This is a genomic window from Heliomicrobium gestii (genome assembly GCF_009877435.1).
Lineage (GTDB): Bacteria > Bacillota > Desulfitobacteriia > Heliobacteriales > Heliobacteriaceae > Heliomicrobium > Heliomicrobium gestii.
The window spans coordinates 17,139-35,114 of sequence record NZ_WXEX01000009.1 but is presented as its reverse complement, the minus strand read 5'-3'; the positions used below and the strand labels follow the sequence as shown (position 1 = coordinate 35,114).

Below are 17,976 nucleotides of genomic sequence, written 5' to 3'. Positions count from 1 at the left end.
CGCTCTTGACTATCGCTCTTCCCTTCGGAATCACCGTTCCATACTAGACTGCCCGCAAGCCTCTTCCGGCTTGCGACCCTTTTCCCCAAGAAAGATTCTTTCCTCTTGCCCCTATTCCTTCCAACTTGTTCGCGCAATCGTTATTTTAACAATTGCGCCCCTTTTCCGGTGAGCAGCCCGACGGCTGAGGCGTCGTAGAAAAAGAGACTCTGTGATGTGTTCAATGTGATCGTCGACGCCGTCAGCGCCCCCACGAGCCGGTTCGTTGAACCAGAAACGATGATGCTTCCTGCCGGCGCGCAGAGCACACCGTCCACCTGCAGCCCGTCGCCGCTCACAAAGATGTTTTTCCGCGAGTAGTAGGCCGCCCGGCTCCCGGCGCCGTTATACCGCGCTCCCGTGCCGGTGATGCGGATGTCGCCGGAGGCGGCGATCACCCCGCTTCCGCTCAATGACGCCGATTCGACGGTGACATCGCCATCGACATAGAGGATGCCGTTCAGGTTCATCTCTGTGATGACGAGCCCGCTCGCATAGGATTGGACAGCGCCGTCGCGCAATTCGGCCCAGCCGGGCAGGGAGAAGGGCGCCGGTGACATCAAAAGGGGCAACCGAGTAAAACTGTTGCCGCTCATGCCGGATAAGGCGCCGCCATATTCAACGACATCGGTAAACTGATTTCCCGTGCCGGTGATGTCTAGGCCGCCATTGGCCCGCACCTTGCCGTTGATGGTGTTGCCGTTGCCGGAGAGAGACAGTGCCGATGTGTCCGAACCGGCGAAGATCGTGTACCGAAAGACCGGCGCCGCCCGATCATAGGCCTTCGCCGCAGCCGTGACGTGGAGCGCCCACTCCCGGTAGCCGAATAAAGGAAGAAAAAAGAGATCGACCCCTTTGGACGCCTCCAGGCGCACGATGTTGGCGATGCCGTGCTCATCCTGTTCGATCCGGAAGTTGACTGGGTCGAGGCCGTTTTTGGCCGCCATCGTAGTAGCCGCCGCGCTGGCCGCCGCTGGGTTTTCGACGACTTTCTGGGCCGCCGACAAGGCGGCGAAATCGACGGCCGCCTGGGCCTTCTGTTTGTTCAGGTACAGCCAGCTCAGGTCAATGGCCAAGCCGAGAAAGCCGATCAGGACGGGCAGCAGCAGGGCAAAAAAAATAACGATGGCGCCCTTCTGATCGCTGTTGCGCCTGTTGTGATCGCGCATGTCCGTAACCCCCCCTCTCTGCATTGTACGGAAAGGGCGGACGGAAGGTAAAAGAAAACGCCGCCGGTGCTTGCGCCCGGCGACGTCTTTTTGATTATTTGTTTCGCAATCACATCTCGGCCGCATCGGAAGCGTCCGCGCCGCAAGGTGCGAAGGGCTGATCATCGATGCAGTGCAACCCCAGGTTGCGATACTTGCTGTAGCGGCCTTCGAGCAGTTCCTGGTCGGAAAGGGCCATCAGCGATTCCAGTTCGCCGCTGAGCGCCGCCGCCAGTTCTTTCGCCGTTCCGATCGGGTTGCGGTGGGCGCCGCCAGAGGGCTCGGGGACGATGCGGTCGATCAACTTCAGGTCTTTCAACCGCTCCGCCGTGATGCCCATGGCCGCCGCCGCCTGCGGCGCCAGGGTGGCATCCTTAAAGAGGATCGAGGCGGCCGATTCGGGCGAAGCGACGGAGTAGACAGCGTGTTCCATCATCAACAGACGGTCGGCCACACCAAGGGCCAGGGCGCCGCCGCTGCCGCCTTCACCGATGATCACAGAGATGATCGGCACCGGCAGTGCCGCCATCTCAAAGAGGTTGCGGGCGATGGCTTCTGCCTGGCCGCGCTCCTCGGCGCCGATGCCGCAGTAGGCGCCCGGTGTATCGATAAAGCAGATGATGGGCCGGCCGAACTTGGCTGCCTGCCGCATCAGCCGCAAGGCCTTGCGATACCCTTCAGGATGGGGCATGCCGAAGTTGCGGTAGATGTTCTCCTTCGTATCCTTGCCCTTCACATGGCCGATGACGGTGACGGGACGGCCTTGGAAGCGGCCGATGCCGCCCATGATGGCCGGGTCGTCGCCGTAAAGGCGGTCGCCCTTCATCTCGAAGAACTCCTCGAAGATCAGCCGGATGTACTCGATCGTGTTGGGCCGGTCTGGGTGACGGGCCAATTGGGCCTGCTGCCACGGCGTCAAGTCGCGGTAGATCTTCTTGCGCAGTTCCTCAGCCTTCTGTTCCAGCGTGGCGATTTCGCTGGTGAAATCAAGGTCCTTTTCGTGAGAGAAGGTGCGCAGTTCGTTGATTTTCGTCTCCAACTCAAAGAGCGGCTTTTCAAAATCCAGCGGCAATGCCATCAGCCCTGCACCCCCTCAACGGCATCACAATGATGCAGGCCCAGCAACGCAGCCAGTTGTTCGCGCATTTTCGGGCGTTCGATGATGATGTCGACCATGCCATGTTTTTGCAAAAATTCTGACCGTTGAAATCCTTCAGGCAGTTTCTGACGGATCGTCTGCTCGATCACGCGAGGACCGGTGAAGCCGATCAAAGCGCCCGGTTCGGCGATGATCAGGTCACCCAGCATGGCGAAGCTGGCCGTGACGCCACCGGTCGTCGGATCGGTAAGGATGGAGAAAAAGGGCAGCCCAGCCTCAGAGAGGCGCGTCAGGGCGGCGCTGGTGCGAGCCATCTGCATCAGCGAGAGGACGCCTTCCTGCATGCGAGCGCCGCCGGAAGCGGAAAAGAGCACCAGCGGCAGGCGCAGCTTCAGCGCTCGTTCAGCGGCGCGCACGATCTTCTCACCGACAACGGCGCCCATGGACGCCATGATGAAACGGGGATCCATCACACCGATGGCGAAGGGGATGCCACAGATCCTGCCCTGGCCGGTAGAGATCGCCTCACCCATCGACGTCTCAATCTGACACTTCTGAATTTTTTGTGCATATCCAGGAAACTTGAGGGGATCCTTCGTTGCCAACTCCCGGTCCCACTCGATAAAGCTGTTCTCATCGACCAGCATGTTGATCCGTTCCTGCGCCGTCATCCGAAAGTGGTAACCGCACCGGCATACCTTCAGATTCTTCTCTAACTCTTTCGTCAACAGGATCTGCTGACACTGCTTGCATTTCACCCACAAGCCATCCATTTGTTTATCGCGCCCCTTATTCGAAAGTGGTTCCGCTGGTACGGTTACGCTGGGGAACTGCCCGCGGCGTGACAGCGTGGGTGGCGTGGGCCGAGGCTTGGCTATGGTCAACCGCCCAAGGCCCCGCTCAAAATCTCATGGGCTTCTTCAGCTTCTGATTCTGGCACGAGGATTTCTACGGAACCTGAATCGCCAAGATGAGGCACCCCAACAGGTCGCAACATGACGAGCAAACCTTCGTTGGTGAGTACATTCTTCAACATTTCGGCGGTTGTGCGGTTGGGTGCGATGTAAACGACGGTCCACATAGGGAATCACCTCTCTCTTGTCCCATTCAGATTCCGGCTTCGATTTCACCGTGCTTGGTAAAGATCGTCGCCCGGCCGCGGATCTTCATGGCCGATGTATGTTCCGTGAACTGGGCAACCATAACCTCGCCTTTGTCCAATTTCTCGGAATGGTGGAACCTCGTATCCTTGCCCCGTGTCAAGCCGATGATCGTTACGCCGTTCTCCAAAGCTTTGATGACAATGTACTCGCCACCGATGGACGTTTCCTTCTCCAGCATAAGAGCACAACCTTCCCTGAGATTATGTCAATTTCCGTGTTGTCGCACACATGGAAGACCCAGATCAGATTAAGGATAACACAATTTTTACCTTCGATGCAAATCATATCGAAGATCAATCGATCATTCCTATCCCTGGGCGACTTCCATTCGAATCCCGTCGAAATGCCGACCCAGCGCTGCCTGGAGGTCACCGGACAGGGTGACCCAAAGGTCAGGATTCAGGCGGAAGGCTTTTCGATCCGCTGTAAAAAAAAGTTGAACCGGCGATGGTCCTCCGTGGGCGCGGAGGATGGAAATGAGTCGTTCACGGGCTCCCTCGTCGGTCGAGGCGACCGGCAGCCAAAGCTGCAGCGTCGGCGCATCCGGTCGATGCGGTGGGTTTTGTGGGTTCGTGTTTGTTGGGTTCGTGTCTGCCGCCGCGTTAACCTTTCGCCCGACCGCTGCCCTCGCCGGATCGAAGGCCGCGCTGGTCTGCGCCGCCGTAACCGGATCGACAGACGCCGCCAGTTGGGCGGCGTCCACCACCAGGAGATTCTCACAAAAGATTTTTTTGTTTTCTTCCTCGTAGTGGATTTTTCCTTCTAAGATAACGACAGCATCGTCCTGAATTTTTTCGGCGCACCGTTCATAGGTGCGGGGAAAGACGAGGACATCGACGCCGCCGCTCCAATCTTCCAACGTAAAGTAGGCCATCAGTTGGCCTTTTTTGGTGGTCGTCCGCCGCAAGGCGTGGATCAACCCGCCCAGTTTCACCCGCTGCTGGTCATTGTCAGGTTGAATGCGGGCGATGGTCATGGAGATCTGCTTTTCCAGCCAGGGGCGCAGCTCCTCGAGGGGATGACCGCTGAAGTAGATGCCGAGCAGTTCTTTTTCCATGGCCAGGATTTCGCGGTGAGGAAAATCGGCAATCTCCGGCAGCGGAACAGCCGTCTCGGCGGCGGAACCACCGGGGATGCCCATGAATCCGCCGGTCCCATCGCTTCCTCCGGGTTCACCGGATCCGCCAAGACCGCCCATTCCCCCGAATCCCCCGCTCTCCCCCGCTTCCCCGCCAAGACCGCCGAAGTCAAAGAGGTTCATCTGGCCCGTGGCCAGGTCGCGCTGGCGACGGGCCGCCACGTCCATGCACTTATCGAGGGCCTGCAACAGGGGACGGCGTTTGCCCAGGGAGGAGAGCGCCCCCGCCTTGATCAGGCTTTCCAGGACGCGCCGGTTGGCCTGGCGGTTGTCGATACGGGTGCAGAAATCGTCGAGGGAGGTGAAAGGGCCGCCGGTTTCACGGGCCAGCAGGATCGAGTCGATGGCCCCGCGGCCCACATTTTTCACAGCGGCCAAGCCGAAGCGGATCTGGCGGCCGCCGCCAAGGGGGTCGACGACGACAGAAAAATCGATCTCTGAGGCGCTCACATCGGGCGGCAGGACGCGGATGCCCAGGCGCTGGGACTCATCGACATACTGGGCCACCTTATCGGACGAATCGGCGACACTCGTCAACAGGCCGGCCATGAACTCAACGGGGTAGTTGGCCTTCAAGTAGGCCGTCTGGTAGGCGATAAGGGCATAGGCCGCCGAATGACTTTTGTTAAAACCATAGCCGGCGAAAAACTCCATCAGGTCAAAGATGGCGCCGGCCGTCTGCTCGGGGATGTGGTGGGCGACAGCGCCCTCAATGAACTGCTGGCGCAGCCCGGCGATGACCTCGGGCTTTTTCTTGCCCATGGCGCGGCGCAACATGTCGGCTTCGCCGAGGGTGAAGCCGGCCAGTTCGCTGGCGATGCGCATGACCTGTTCCTGGTAGAGGATGACGCCGTAGGTGTCTTTCAGGATCGGTTCTAGGGCTGGGTGCAGGTACTCGACAGCGGTCTGGCCGTGCTTGCGGCGGATGAAGTCCTCCACCATGCCCGACTGGAGGGGGCCCGGCCGGTAGAGGGCCACCAGGGCGATGATGTCGTCAAAGCTGTTGGGCTTCAGTTCCCGCAGGATCGCCCGCAGGCCCGAGCTTTCCAACTGGAAGACGCCAAGGCTGTCGGCCCGGCTCAGGAGCTGATAGGCTTTCGGATCATCGAGGGGAAGGTCTTTGAGTTCGATCGCCAGGCCCCGCGAGCGGCGGATCTTGTTGATCACATCGCCGATCAGGGTCAGTGTCTTCAAACCGAGGAGATCCATTTTTAAAAGACCGATCTCTTCGACGGTATCCTTCGGAAACTGGGTGGTGACACCCTCTTCAGAGCCGCGCTGCACAGGCAGGTAATCGACGAGAGGCGACGGCGCGATGACGACGCCGGCGGCATGGGTCGAGGCGTGGCGAGGCATCCCCTCGATGGCGCGGGCCGTCTCGACAAGGTGGCCGATGCGCGAGTCCTGGCAGAGGGTCTGCAACTCGGGGCTGATCTCGACCGCCTTTTCGATGGTCATGCCCAGTTCGGCGGGGATGGCCTTGGCCACCTTGTCCACATCGGCCAGGGGCAGGTTGAGGACGCGGCCCACGTCGCGGACAGCTGCCCGGGCGGCCATCGTTCCGAAGGTGATGATCTGGGCGACCCGGTCAGAACCGTACTTGTGGACGACATAGTCGATGACCTCGCCGCGCCGGACGAAGTCGAAGTCGATGTCGATATCTGGCATGGAAACCCGCTCGGGATTCAAAAATCGCTCGAAAAGCAGGTTGTATTCGATGGGGTCGATGTCGGTGATGCCGAGCACATAGGCGACGAGGCTGCCCGCCGCCGACCCCCGGCCGGGGCCGACAAGGATGCCCTCGCGGCGGGAAAAGGCGCAGAAGTCTTGAACGATGAGGAAGTAGCCAGCAAAGCCCATCCGGCAGATGGTCTGGAGTTCAAAAGCGAGGCGGCGGCGGTAGTCGTCGCGGTGGGCGCAGCCGCGCCACTCCATCCCTGCTTTGCAGAGGTAGGTCAGGTACTGCTCCGCCGCTTCCCAGGGCACGCCCGGCCAGGGAGCGCTCCCGTGAGCGCGCCGCCACTGGGCGAATGCCGGTTCGTCCGGGATGGGATAGGCTGGCAGGTGGTGTTTGCCGAAGTCGAACTGGAGATCACAGGCCTCGGCGATGGCGAGGGTGTTCGTCAGCGCGCCAGGCACTTCACCGAAGAGGGCCGCCATCTCCCGGGCGCTTTTCAGGTAAAACTCGGCGCCGTCAAACTTCATCCGGTCCGTGTCCTGGAGGGTCTTGCCCATCTGGATGCACATGAGCACATCCTGGATGTAGGCGTCCTTGCGCTCCACATAGTGGACGTCGTTCGTCGCCACCAGGCCAAGGCCCAACTCGCCGGCGAGGCGGATCAGGCCGCGATTGGCCTGCTTCTGCTCAGGGATGTCGTGATCCTGCAGTTCGATGAAGTAATTCTCGCGACCGAAGGTGTCCCGATAGAAAGCGGCCCGCTCCCTCGCCTGCCGTTCCTGGCTGTTGAGGAGCAGCCGGGGGATCTCGCCGGCCAGGCAGGCGCTCATGGCGATGAGTCCTTTGCTGTGGCGGGCCAGACGGTCATGGTCGACGCGCGGTTTATAATAGAAGCCCTCCGTATGCGCTTGGGAGACGAGGGCCGTCAGGTTGCGGTAGCCCTCCAGGTCTTTGGCCAGCAGCACCAGGTGGTGCTGGTCGCTGTCCTTCTGGGGATCGCGGTCCACCATGGTCCGGGAGGCCACATAGACCTCACAGCCGATGATCGGCTTGACACCGCGGGCCTTGGCCTTTTTATAAAAATCGATGACGCCGTACATGACGCCATGGTCGGTGATGGCCAAGGCGGGCATGTCCAGTTCGGCGGCGCGATCGACCAGTTTGCCGATGCGGGCCGCCCCGTCAAGGAGGCTGTATTCGGTGTGGACGTGGAGGTGGACGAATTTGGAGTTGTTTGGCTTAGGGATATCGCTCGTTATCACGGGGCTTGACATCCTTTTCGTTATGGCTTTCTTATGAAATAAACGTGGAAACTTACGTTTATTTTAGCGGGGCTTCGAAGTTTTGTTAACTCGCATAATGAATAAATCCCATTTCGGCGCCACCAAGGTGCTTCGCCAAGGAGTATCTCGACATGAAGAGGGACAATGAGAGTGTATCACACACAAGGTGGAGATGTGTGTGCCGAATTTGCGCTTACCCCCTCTATAATTGCAAAAGAAGCCGATACCTGCCCATACAAAGCAGGTGGTTTTATGCATTTACATGCGTACCCTTATACAAAACGGGTATTGCCGCTGCTATCAGGATCATACCCATAAATGCGGGTGCGGCATGACCCAGTGATACATAGATTTGACCTCCAATGACCGGCCCAATCATTCTGGCTAAAGCCTGAATCGATTGGCTACCTCCTTGAATCCTTCCTTGTTCGCTAGAATCGACCGATTTGGAGAGCATCCCATTGAATGAAGGCCCGAAGATCGAATCGCCAAAACCAAATATAAACATTCCAGCGATAAAAAGAGGATAGAATGAGAACAAAGCCGATGCTGCAATCAGACTGTAGCCTATAATCTCCGATGCCATTCCAAGAATCGCTATCTCTTTATCACTACGCTTAATCAACAGCTTTGGCATGATGAAACCTTGTGAAATAATGTCTTGAAAACCTATAATTGAAAACATAAGTCCGATCAGCGCAGGTTGCCAATTGAAAGCGTCCATTGTAAATTGTGAAAAAACTGCCTGTAAAGACCCATTGGGGATCCAAAGTATGAACGCTGAGACAAGCAGCGTTTTTACGTTCTTCATGGAAAGCACCCTTGCAAGCTCTGTGAAGGGATTTAGTCTTACAAGAGTAATCTCTCTCTGTCTATTAGTCGTATCAAGGCTCTCAGGCATAAAAAAGAATCCATAACCAACATTCAATAACGTTATTGCTGCTCCAAAATACATGGGTACAGAATAACCAAACTTGGCAAGTAATCCGCCTAGCGTTGGCCCGATGACGGTGCCTACACCTACAACTGCGCTCATCCATCCAAAGTATTTGGTTCGCTGTTCTCTAGGAACGATGTCTGCAAAATATGCGAAGATCGTGCTTATGCTCCCGCCTGTGATCCCCTCGATGATGCGCCCGGCAAAGAGCACCCATAGCGCTCCTCCGACGCCAAAAACAAAGTACCCGATCGCAGAACCAAAAAGGCATCCCAAGAGCAATGGCCGACGGCCATACTTGTCGCTCAACGCTCCGAGTATGGGGGACGCAAAAAACACACAGACTGCATAAACAGAAGTCAGCAGCGTAACAACGATAGCTTGATCGTCCGGATTGCTTATATAAGGCTGCACGAGGAATGGGACGACAGGCGCTATGATACTGAAGCCTATTCCGCAAAGAAACACGGACATAAGACCGAACAGCAAGGCTTTTTTATCCACGGTTTGTTCTTTGTTCTGTACATGGTGTGATGGAGATTTGAACACTTCATTGCTCCCTTCAAGCGTTATGATTTTGATTCCCCGGAAACATTTTTATCGTATCGCACTTTTGTTTCCTCGTCAACAAAAAACGAGCAATAAAAATGCAGCCTGTCCTCCATCGAGTTTAGGCTGCCTGTGGTTTCAATCTCATTATTCATATTTATTCCGACTTCATATCTAGATCCAGTTTCTTTATCTCTGCATCCAAATGCCTACTATACTTTTCTACGAAACTAAGCATGCTGTCAAATTGTTCTTCAGTTACCTGTTCAAATACGGCTTTGTCCCGCTCCTGAAACTCTTTGTGCAGCCCCTCATGAACCTTGTAAGTTGCTTTCCCTTGCTCAGTAAGCCTAAAATAGATTTCTTTCTTGTTATCCGGCTTCTGGTAGCTTTCGATATAGCCTTTTTCTATGAGCTTCTTCGTAATTTTACTTATGGCGCTTCTCGTCATATAAAAGGACTCTGCTAGTTTTGTCACGTTGGCATCTACATGTCTTCCAATGTATTCGATACAATGTACTTCAGAAGGCTTACACTCCTTAAGAGCGTGTTCCATCTTAAATTTATTAAGCCAAAGCAATTTGTTAAATAAGTTCCGAAAACGGTCTATCACCTGTTCTTCCTTGTTCATGGCCAGTCCTCCCACCCGTTGGCGTCTTAGCCAATGGCCGCCCAAGACTGTCGACAACCTTCGTTGTCGGCAGTTTCTTTACTTTTTGGGAAACTATCGCTCACGATACTCCGCCAGATCGGCCACTTCCCCGCCCGTCGTCACGACGAGCTGCTCGACGGTAATCGGCAATGCCGAATTGGCCGTCCCGGCGGCGATGTAGACGACGGGGAACCGGCGGAGGCTCTCATCGATATAGATCCTCATCGGCGACGGCAGGGCAAAGGGACAAACGCCGCCGGCCCGGTAGCCGGTCAGGGCGAAGGCCTTGTCCGGGTCGACGAACTTGGGCCGTCCGCCGGCGAGCGCTTTCAGTTTTTTCAGGTCGACCCGGACATCGCCGCTGGTGACGACGAGAACGGGTTCGTCTTTGACCTGGAAGCAAATGGTTTTTGCGATCGCGCCGACATCGACACCGACAGCCTCGGCAGCCAGTTGGGCGCTGGAGGTGGACACCTCAAAGAGCATGGGTTTGAGGCCCAACTGGAACGGGTCCAGATACCGGCAGACACGCTCCAGGGCGTCCGCATGCCCTTCTGGGTGCTGAGCGGTGACAGGTTCGAGGGATTGCGGTTCTGGGGAACAGGACGCTGGGTCAAGGATAGACATGGGACAGCCTCCTACCTTCTATCACGGTGATCCCTTTTGGGGCATTAGCATCATTATAGGAAAAAATCCGCCTTTCGTCCAACAAGGCGCTATGAATTGCCAGGCTGGGTCAAGCACCATTGGGGCTTCATCCCATATTTTAAAGCAGGCTAAGAAAATTAGCTGAATGAAACTTTGGTCCGCTCGAGGGGGGATCTGTTTGACAGCTTCGGCGGCAGATGAACTCTCCAGCCGGCAGGTCGGGCCGGGCGCCTGCCACAATGCCGGTTGTGCACAGGGCAAACGACGATACGTAAGCAAGGCATTTGCGTGAACCGATGCCGGTGAATGGGATTCCGGCGACATAACCGGGCCATAGCGGCCCGGAAACTGATCGACATTTACCAAGGAGGAGAAGCGCCATGGGCAACCCCTTCCCCCTCTCCAAAGTCCCTGTCGGTCGCAAGGTCCGCGTCACCGACCTGAAACTGGAAGGCTTCCAACGGCGGCGGATGCTCGACATCGGCCTCGTTCCAGGAACTGAAGTGAAGGTCATCCGCCGAAGCCCCATCGGCGACCCCACGGCCTATCTCGTCCGGGGCGCCATCATCGGACTGCGCAGAGACGAGGCGTCCAAGGTTTTGGTAGATGAAAACTAACCAGGAAGGAGAGGATCGAGGCATGGAAAACTGCTGCCAATCCTGTGTCAGCCGCTCCTTTTCCGCCGATGTGACGCTGCGCGGCAGGTACAATGTCTGGCAGGAAACGGGACGAGAAAAGGTGATCGCCCTGGCGGGCAATCCCAACGTGGGCAAAACAACCGTCTTCAACAGCCTGACGGGGATGCGCCAGCACACGGGCAATTGGCCGGGCAAAACCGTGACCCAGGCCCAGGGGCGTTTCGTCCACGACGACCACTCCTTTTTGCTCGTCGATCTGCCGGGAACCTACTCCCTCCTGGCCCATTCCACCGATGAACAGGTGGCTCGCGATTTCATCTGCTTCGGCCGGCCTGACGCAACCATCGTCGTCGTCGACGCCACCTGTCTCGCCCGCAACCTGAACCTGGCCTTGCAGGTGATGGAGATCACCAACAAAGTGGTCCTCTGTGTCAACCTCCTCGATGAGGCCGAGAGCAAAGGGATCCGGATCGACCTGGAGGCGCTCTCGGAAAAGCTGGGCGTTCCCGTTGTCGGCACAGCGGCCCGCTCTGGCCGGGGACTGGATGCCTTGAAAGAGGCCCTCTGCCGTGTCGCCACAGGGCAGGTGGCGCCGGCGCCTCTCGCCGTTGCCTATGACGAAGAGGTGAGAGCGGCGATGGAGCAACTGCTGCCCCGGCTCGAACCGCTGTTGCAAGCGTTGCCCCACCTCAACCCGCGCTGGGTAGCCATGCGCCTCCTCGATGGCGACGAGCAGTTCCTCGATTCCCTCACCGAACACACCGGCGCCGGCCAGCCAGAAGCGAAGGAGGAGGTGCTTCTGTGTCCACAGTGATGCTCCCCACCCCCTCGGGGGAAAAAGAGCGCTTCCACGCCCTGTCCCGGGAGGCGCGGCAGATCTTCGGCCCCGCAGTGGCCGATCGCATCGTCGGCAACATCTACCGGCAGGCGGAGTCCATCGCCAGCGAGGTGGTGCGGCATGCGCCGGAAGGGGGGCGTTCCTGGGACCATCGGCTCGACGATCTGCTCACATCGCGCTGGTTCGGTTATCCCCTCATGCTGGCCCTGTTGACGGTCATCTTCTGGCTGACCATTGAAGGGGCCAATATCCCCTCGGCGATGATCGCCTCGGTTCTCTTCGCCGGTCAGGATTGGCTGGCAGAGCTCTTCACGGCGGCCCAGGCGCCCCTCTGGCTGAAGGGGATCATCGTTGACGGCGTCTACCGCTGCCTGGCCTGGGTCGTATCGGTCATGCTGCCGCCCATGGCCATCTTCTTTCCCCTCTTCACCCTCCTGGAGGACCTGGGCTACCTGCCCCGGGTGGCCTTCAACATGGATCGCCTCTTCAAACTGGCCGGCGCTCACGGCAAACAGGCCTTGACGATGAGCATGGGCTTTGGCTGCAACGCCGCCGGCGTCGTCGCCTGCCGCATCATCGATTCGCCGCGGGAAAAGATCATCGCCGCCCTGACAAACAACTTTGTCCCCTGTAACGGCCGCTTCCCCACGTTGATCGCCGTCGCTGGCATCCTCAGCGGCGGCTACCTGGGGGCGACCGTGGGCGAAGGCATGGGCGCGCTGCTGGTGGCGGTCCTGGTCGTCTTCGGCATCGCCGTCACCCTCATCGTCTCCTGGGGATTATCGAAAACACTGCTGAAAGGCGAAGCCTCCTCTTTCTCCCTGGAACTGCCGCCCTTTCGCAAGCCTCAGGTGGGCCGGGTGATCGTCACGTCCATCTTTGACCGGACCCTTTTCGTCCTCTGGCGAGCCGTCAAGGTGGCCGCGCCAGCCGGCCTCGTCATTTGGCTGCTGGCCAACATTCCGGCCGGAGAACATAGCCTGCTCGCCACAGCCGCCGCCTTCTTCGACCCTCTCGGCCGCGCGCTCGGCCTGGACGGCTACATCCTCGTCGCCTTTCTCCTGGGACTGCCGGCCAACGAGATCGTCCTGCCGATCCTGGTCATGGGCTACCTGGCCCAGGGCAGTCTCGTCGAGATGGAAGAGGTGAGCGAATTGGCCGCTCTGTTCGTCGATCACGGCTGGACCTGGCTGACAGCGGTCAATGTGATGCTCTTCTCGCTCCTCCACTTCCCCTGCGCCACCACGCTGCTGACGATGGGCAAGGAAACGGGAAGCTGGCGCTGGCCGGCCCTCTCGCTGGTGATGAACACGGCGCTGGCGATGGCCGTCTGTTTCATCGTGGCGCAAACGGCAAGGGCCTTTTTTTCCCTGGTCTAATCCGAGCAGAGCAAGGGATTCAACGCGTCGACCGGTTCCCCCTCTCGCTCCGCCGCTAGCCGGTAGATTCGCCTCCCCCGTGACCCGCCCGCCGCTTGGGCGAGGCCCGCTCGCTCCAACAGATCGAGGCAGCCGAGGGTCTTGCTCAGCACCATATAGGGCTGACTCTCGATCTGTCGGGGATAGAGGCAGGCGGCGATCTGGCGCAGGCCCAGGCCGGACGGTCCCTGCCGGTCCATGATGGCATAGACCTCCAGCGCCTTCTGCCGGTAGTGGTCGACGGTGGCGTCCAGTTCTGCCGCCAGATCGGCGAAAGGGGCGCCATGGCCGGGATAAAGGGTCTCCACATCGAGCCGGCGCAGCTGGCTGAGGCTGTTCAGATACATGGGCAGCGTGGGCACCCGTTCGCCCTCGACATGATAGATCATCGGATTGGGCGCGAGCCCGGGAATGACCGTATCGCCGGTGAAGAGCCAGCGATTTTTCTCTTCCCAGAGCGCCACATGGCCCAGCGAATGGCCCGGCACGGCCACCACTTCAAATCGCAGGCTGCCCGTATCGATCACCTCTCCTGCCTCCAGGGGCAGGAAGGTGACGCCAGACGGGCGATACCTGGCCGGAATCCAGTGATTCGTATCGAATTGGCTGGGATCCCAGCCCGGAGGCAAGTCCCAGCCGTCAAAAAAGCCGATCGCTTTTTCACTGCTCAGGCGCAGGGTGTAGAGATCGAGGGGATGCAGGCGGACAGGGATGGCGGCTTCCTTCGCCAGAATCTGGGCCAGCCCCACATGATCGGGATGAAAATGGGTGACCACGATCTCTTTGAGCGCCTCCAGCGGGCAGCCGAGCGCCTGCAACTGCTCTTTCAGGATGCTGTAGGCCTCCTGGGTGGGCGGACCGGCATCGATCAGCATGGGTTGTTCATCATCGACAAAATAGACATTCACATCGCCCACCGGATACGGGGTGGGCAAGGCGATAGGGACGATCCGCGCCATAAAACGGTTCAACTCCTTGCAACATTGACCTTCCCCCAAAGCCTATCATAGGAAGGGCGAAATCGTCGACCAAGGGGATGAAAGCTTTGGTATAATAGGCTTTATGAATTCGGTTTATGTATGGGCTTAGGTGTAGGTACGGGTCGATATACCGGTTGAAACCTCGATTGAACAACGGGAGTGAAGAACATGTTGCTGCGCGACGCCGTCGAATCGGATCTGCCTGCCATCGTAGCGATTTACAACTCCACCATCGCCAGCCGGATGGTGACTGCCGATACGACGCCAGTCTCCGTCGAGAACCGCCTTCCCTGGTTTCGCGACCACTACCCGAACGGACGCCCTCTCTGGGTCCTGGAGGAGGAGGGCGTCATCGCCGGCTGGTTGAGCTTCCAGTCATTTTATGGTCGCCCCGCTTACGACGGGACCGTCGAGGTGAGCATCTACGTCGCTGAGGCTTTCCGTGGAAAAGGCATCGGACGCTTCCTGCTGCAACAGGCGATCGAGGCCGCGCCGTCCATGGGCGTACATACCCTGCTGGGCTTTATCTTTGCCCACAACGAGCCCAGTCTCGGCCTATTCGAGGCGTTCGGCTTTAGCCGCTGGGGCCACCTGCCCCGTGTGGCGATCCTGGACGGCCTGGAGCGAGATCTCATCATCTGCGGACGGCGCGTCACAGGCTGAACGCCTCCGCAGGACTCCGGCAACACATCTCCGCCGTGGCGGATCGAAAAGGCCATCGCAATGCGCTGCGATGGCCTTTCGGTGTTTCCTAATACTTTCGCGCCTTGTCGGAAACGCGGCTCAACCAGAGCGCCAGCAGCAGCAGATAGCCGAAGAAGTACACATAGGCGAATCGCTCGGAAATCAGGGGACCGGCCAGGATCAACAGCAGCGACACGGCGCCGATGGCGATAAATTGATTGCCCACCCAGCGCGCGAGGCCCTCCTGGTCTCGCGCGTCGTCGTAGCCGGCGAGCCACTCCACGGTCTTGCCCATTCTCAGGGCGATCCCCCAGGCGAAAAAGAAAATCATGTTGAAGAGCGGGAGCAGGACATTGACTTTCATAGCCTTCCTCCTTCTCAAAAGAAAAGGACGCCTCGCGGCGCCCCATCTCGTATTTGTACTGCTTCGATGAATACTGTTTTGGTTGCTCTGTCCATGAAGTGCCGCTTTGCTCATGTGGGATGCTGCCGGCGCCCTCTTATAATCGTCTCAAGGCAGCGATCTCGTTGACAAAGGTCGCAACGACAGGGCGCATCCGTTCAAACTCGATCAGAAAGGCGTCGTGGCCGTGGGGGCTTTTCAGTTCCCAGTAGTCGGCCGCACAGCCGGCTTTTTGCATGATCTCCGTCATCTCGATCATGTAGACGGGCGGGTACAGCCAGTCCGAATCGACACCGATGAACAAGGTCCGGGCGGCGATGGAGGCCAGCGCCTTCTCAAAACCGCCGCGCCCGCGGCCCACATCGAGCAGGTCCATGGCTTTACAGAGGTAGATGTAGCTGTTGGCGTCAAAGCGTTGGACCAGTTTGTCGCCCTGATAGTGCAGGTAGCTCTCGATCTCGAAGCGGTTGTCAAAATCATAGTATGCCCTGGCCTGGTTATCGGTCATCCGCCGGCCGAAACGGGCCGTGAAGAGTTCGTCGGTGCGGTAGGTGACCATGCCGAGCATCCGGGCGATGGCGAGACCGGCGGCCGGTCCCTTCCCGGGCGCGTAATCGCCGCCATTCCATGCTGGATCGAGCATGATCGTCCGGCGCATGATCTCGTTGAAGGCGATGCCCATGGCTGTCGTGCGACCGGCCGTTGCGATGGGCAGCAGGCCATCCATCATCTCCGGGTAGTTGACGCCCCACTCCAGCACCTGCATGCCCCCCATGGAACCGCCGGCGACGAGGAGCAGCCGCTCGATGCCCAGGTGATTGACGAGCGCCTTTTGCACCCGCACCATATCCCGCACAGTGTAGACGGGAAAGTCCATCCCGTAGGGCTTGCCGGTGGCCGGGTTGACGCTGGCCGGGCCGGTCGTGCCGCGGCAGCCGCCGAGCACATTGGAACAGATGATGAAAAAACGGTTCGTGTCAAAAGACTTGCCCGGCCCGATCAGATCGTCCCACCAACCGGGCGCCTTCTCGGCGGGGTGATGCTTGCCGGCGGCGTGATGGTCGCCCGTCAAGGCGTGGGTGATCAAGATGGCGTTGGAGCGTTCCCTGTTCAGAACGCCGTAGGTCTCATAGGCCACCGTGATGGGGCCGAGCCGGCTGCCCGATTCCAGCACAAAGGCATCGGACCCCTCGGCGAAGGTAAACGTTTGGGGTTGGACGAGCCCTTCGCGGCTGTCCGCCAAACCCCGGTTGACAACGGCCCCAGTGCTCATTCGGATCCCGCCTTTTTATGCCCGGCCTTCGGCGGCCCGCAGCGCCTGATCGAGGTCTTCAATCAAATCATCCGGATCTTCCAGGCCGATGGAGAGGCGCACCAGATCGGGGCTGACGCCGGCGGCGCGCAAGGCCTCCTCGGAGAGTTGGCTGTGGGTCGTCGACGCCGGGTGGATCACCAGGGACTTGGCGTCACCCACATTGGCCAGGTGGGAGAAGATTTTCAGGCTGTCGATGAAACGCCGTCCCGCTTCCACGCCGCCTTTGATCCCGAAGGTGAAGATGGCGCCGGCTCCCTTGGGCAGGTACTTTTTCGCGAGCGCGCAGGAACCGTGGTCGCAGCGCTCGGGGTAGGAGACCCAACTGACCAGGGGGTGGTTGGCCAAAAAGTCGACGATGCGGCGGGTGTTGCTCACATGGCGCTCCATCCGCAGGGAGAGGGTCTCCACGCCGTGGAGCAAGAGGAAGGAGTTGAAGGGGCTGATGCAGTTGCCCAAGTCGCGCAACAACTGCACCCGCGCTTTGACGATATAAGCCGGCGCACCCACATCCTTGGCGTAAACGATGCCATGGTAGCTCGGATCGGGCTGGGTAAAGGCGGGGAACTTGTCGTTCTGGGCCCAATCAAACTTGCCCGAATCGACGATAACGCCGCCGATGGAGGTGCCGTGGCCGCCGATGAACTTGGTGGCCGAGTAGACGACGACATCGGCGCCAAAATCGATGGGCCGGCAGAGGGCCGGCGTGCCGAAGGTGTTGTCGACGATGAGAGGGATGCCGGCCTCATGGGCGATGTTGGCGACGGCCTCGATGTCCAGAACGTCACACTTGGGGTTGCCGATGATCTCGCCATAGAGGGCCTTCGTCTTTTCGTTGATGGCAGCCCGGAAGTTTTCCGGATCGGAGGGGTCGACGAAGCGGATCTTGACGCCAAGCCGCGGCAACGTATGGGTGAACAGGTTGTAGGTGCCGCCATAGAGGCTGGTGGAAGCGACAACCTCGTCGCCGGTGGAGCATATGTTCAGGATCGACAGGGTGATGGCCGACTGACCGGACGAAAGGGCCAGCGCGCCGACACCGCCGTCCAGGGCGGCGAGCCGTTTTTCCAGCACGTCGGTCGTGGGGTTGTCGATGCGGGTATAAATATGACCGGGCTCTTTCAAGGCAAAGAGGTTCGCCGCATGCTCCACGTCACGAAACACATAGGATGTGGTCTGGTAGATGGGAACGGCCCGCGAAAGGGTGTCCTGATCAGGCACATGTCCTTCGTGGAGGGCGATCGTGTCAAAGCGCCATTTTTTCTCTGTCATGACTGTGCTCCCTTCTTCTCTATTGATTGCATAGGAA

At 58.9% G+C, this 17,976-nt stretch carries 17 protein-coding genes; 4 read left to right on the top strand and 13 right to left on the bottom strand.

Translation table 11 applies throughout. From position 1 onward, the window contains the following. Nucleotides 1–140: 140 nt before the first annotated feature. The 9 genes from GTO89_RS11280 to GTO89_RS11240 form a co-directional block, all read right to left on the bottom strand. A complete protein-coding gene (locus tag GTO89_RS11280; protein WP_161262197.1) occupies nucleotides 141–1,208 on the bottom strand; it encodes a pilus assembly protein TadG-related protein in 1,068 nt (355 codons plus the stop codon). 109 nt (nucleotides 1,209–1,317) lie between these two features. After that, a complete protein-coding gene (accA, locus tag GTO89_RS11275; protein ID WP_161262196.1) occupies nucleotides 1,318–2,325 on the bottom strand; it encodes an acetyl-CoA carboxylase carboxyl transferase subunit alpha in 1,008 nt (335 codons plus the stop codon). Next, a complete protein-coding gene (accD, locus tag GTO89_RS11270; RefSeq protein ID WP_235920419.1) occupies nucleotides 2,325–3,119 on the bottom strand; it encodes an acetyl-CoA carboxylase, carboxyltransferase subunit beta in 795 nt (264 codons plus the stop codon). Before accD ends, accA begins: the two co-directional genes overlap by 1 nt. A gap of 107 nt (nucleotides 3,120–3,226) precedes the next feature. Beyond that, nucleotides 3,227–3,427 (bottom strand): putative signal transducing protein, encoded by a 201-nt coding sequence (locus GTO89_RS11265; protein ID WP_012281256.1) that lies wholly within the window; start codon nucleotides 3,425–3,427, stop codon nucleotides 3,227–3,229. Nucleotides 3,428–3,453: 26 nt separating this feature from the next. Further along, nucleotides 3,454–3,687: a trp RNA-binding attenuation protein MtrB gene (mtrB, locus tag GTO89_RS11260; protein WP_161262195.1), complete on the bottom strand. Its 234-nt coding sequence runs from the start codon at nucleotides 3,685–3,687 to the stop codon at nucleotides 3,454–3,456. 129 nt (nucleotides 3,688–3,816) lie between these two features. Continuing rightward, nucleotides 3,817–7,587, bottom strand: a complete 3,771-nt coding sequence (locus tag GTO89_RS11255) for a DNA polymerase III subunit alpha (RefSeq protein ID WP_328793910.1) — start codon at nucleotides 7,585–7,587, stop codon at nucleotides 3,817–3,819. Between the two features lie 271 nt (nucleotides 7,588–7,858). Beyond that, a complete protein-coding gene (locus tag GTO89_RS11250; RefSeq protein WP_161262194.1) occupies nucleotides 7,859–9,094 on the bottom strand; it encodes an MFS transporter in 1,236 nt (411 codons plus the stop codon). A 157-nt stretch (nucleotides 9,095–9,251) separates the two neighbouring features. Further along, the gene (locus GTO89_RS11245) at nucleotides 9,252–9,725 is read right to left on the bottom strand and encodes a MarR family transcriptional regulator (RefSeq protein ID WP_161262193.1); all 474 of its coding nucleotides are present in this window, start codon (nucleotides 9,723–9,725) and stop codon (nucleotides 9,252–9,254) included. A 93-nt stretch (nucleotides 9,726–9,818) separates the two neighbouring features. After that, on the bottom strand, nucleotides 9,819–10,373 hold the full coding sequence (locus tag GTO89_RS11240) for a YbaK/EbsC family protein (protein WP_161262192.1): 555 nt from the start codon (nucleotides 10,371–10,373) through the stop codon (nucleotides 9,819–9,821). A 401-nt stretch (nucleotides 10,374–10,774) separates the two neighbouring features. Between GTO89_RS11240 and GTO89_RS11235 the strand changes: the two genes are divergently transcribed. Genes GTO89_RS11235 through GTO89_RS11225 form a run of 3 tightly spaced genes read left to right on the top strand, consistent with a single transcriptional unit; the run spans nucleotide 10,775 to nucleotide 13,249 of the window. Continuing rightward, the gene (locus GTO89_RS11235; protein ID WP_161262191.1) at nucleotides 10,775–11,011 is read left to right on the top strand and encodes a FeoA family protein; all 237 of its coding nucleotides are present in this window, start codon (nucleotides 10,775–10,777) and stop codon (nucleotides 11,009–11,011) included. A gap of 22 nt (nucleotides 11,012–11,033) precedes the next feature. Next, a complete protein-coding gene (locus GTO89_RS11230; RefSeq protein ID WP_161262190.1) occupies nucleotides 11,034–11,846 on the top strand; it encodes a FeoB small GTPase domain-containing protein in 813 nt (270 codons plus the stop codon). Continuing rightward, nucleotides 11,834–13,249 (top strand): nucleoside recognition domain-containing protein, encoded by a 1,416-nt coding sequence (locus GTO89_RS11225; RefSeq protein WP_328793909.1) that lies wholly within the window; start codon nucleotides 11,834–11,836, stop codon nucleotides 13,247–13,249. Before GTO89_RS11230 ends, GTO89_RS11225 begins: the two co-directional genes overlap by 13 nt. Here the strand turns inward: GTO89_RS11225 and GTO89_RS11220 are convergent. Then, on the bottom strand, nucleotides 13,246–14,247 hold the full coding sequence (locus GTO89_RS11220; RefSeq protein WP_161262189.1) for an MBL fold metallo-hydrolase: 1,002 nt from the start codon (nucleotides 14,245–14,247) through the stop codon (nucleotides 13,246–13,248). The two genes, GTO89_RS11225 and GTO89_RS11220, sit on opposite strands and share 4 nt — an antisense overlap. A gap of 189 nt (nucleotides 14,248–14,436) precedes the next feature. On the opposite strand from GTO89_RS11220, the gene GTO89_RS11215 reads away from it, so the two are divergent. After that, on the top strand, nucleotides 14,437–14,931 hold the full coding sequence (locus GTO89_RS11215; protein ID WP_170294493.1) for a GNAT family N-acetyltransferase: 495 nt from the start codon (nucleotides 14,437–14,439) through the stop codon (nucleotides 14,929–14,931). A gap of 88 nt (nucleotides 14,932–15,019) precedes the next feature. On the opposite strand, the gene GTO89_RS11210 is transcribed toward GTO89_RS11215, so the two are convergent. The 3 genes from GTO89_RS11210 to GTO89_RS11200 all read right to left on the bottom strand — a co-directional run bounded on the left by GTO89_RS11210 (nucleotide 15,020) and on the right by GTO89_RS11200 (nucleotide 17,939). After that, nucleotides 15,020–15,316 (bottom strand): DUF3784 domain-containing protein, encoded by a 297-nt coding sequence (locus tag GTO89_RS11210; protein ID WP_161262187.1) that lies wholly within the window; start codon nucleotides 15,314–15,316, stop codon nucleotides 15,020–15,022. A gap of 136 nt (nucleotides 15,317–15,452) precedes the next feature. Then, complete coding sequence (gene metX / locus GTO89_RS11205) at nucleotides 15,453–16,628, bottom strand: homoserine O-acetyltransferase MetX (RefSeq protein WP_161262186.1); 1,176 nt, start codon at nucleotides 16,626–16,628, stop codon at nucleotides 15,453–15,455. A 15-nt stretch (nucleotides 16,629–16,643) separates the two neighbouring features. Further along, nucleotides 16,644–17,939 (bottom strand): homocysteine synthase, encoded by a 1,296-nt coding sequence (locus tag GTO89_RS11200; RefSeq protein ID WP_161262185.1) that lies wholly within the window; start codon nucleotides 17,937–17,939, stop codon nucleotides 16,644–16,646. Nucleotides 17,940–17,976 lie beyond the last annotated feature (37 nt).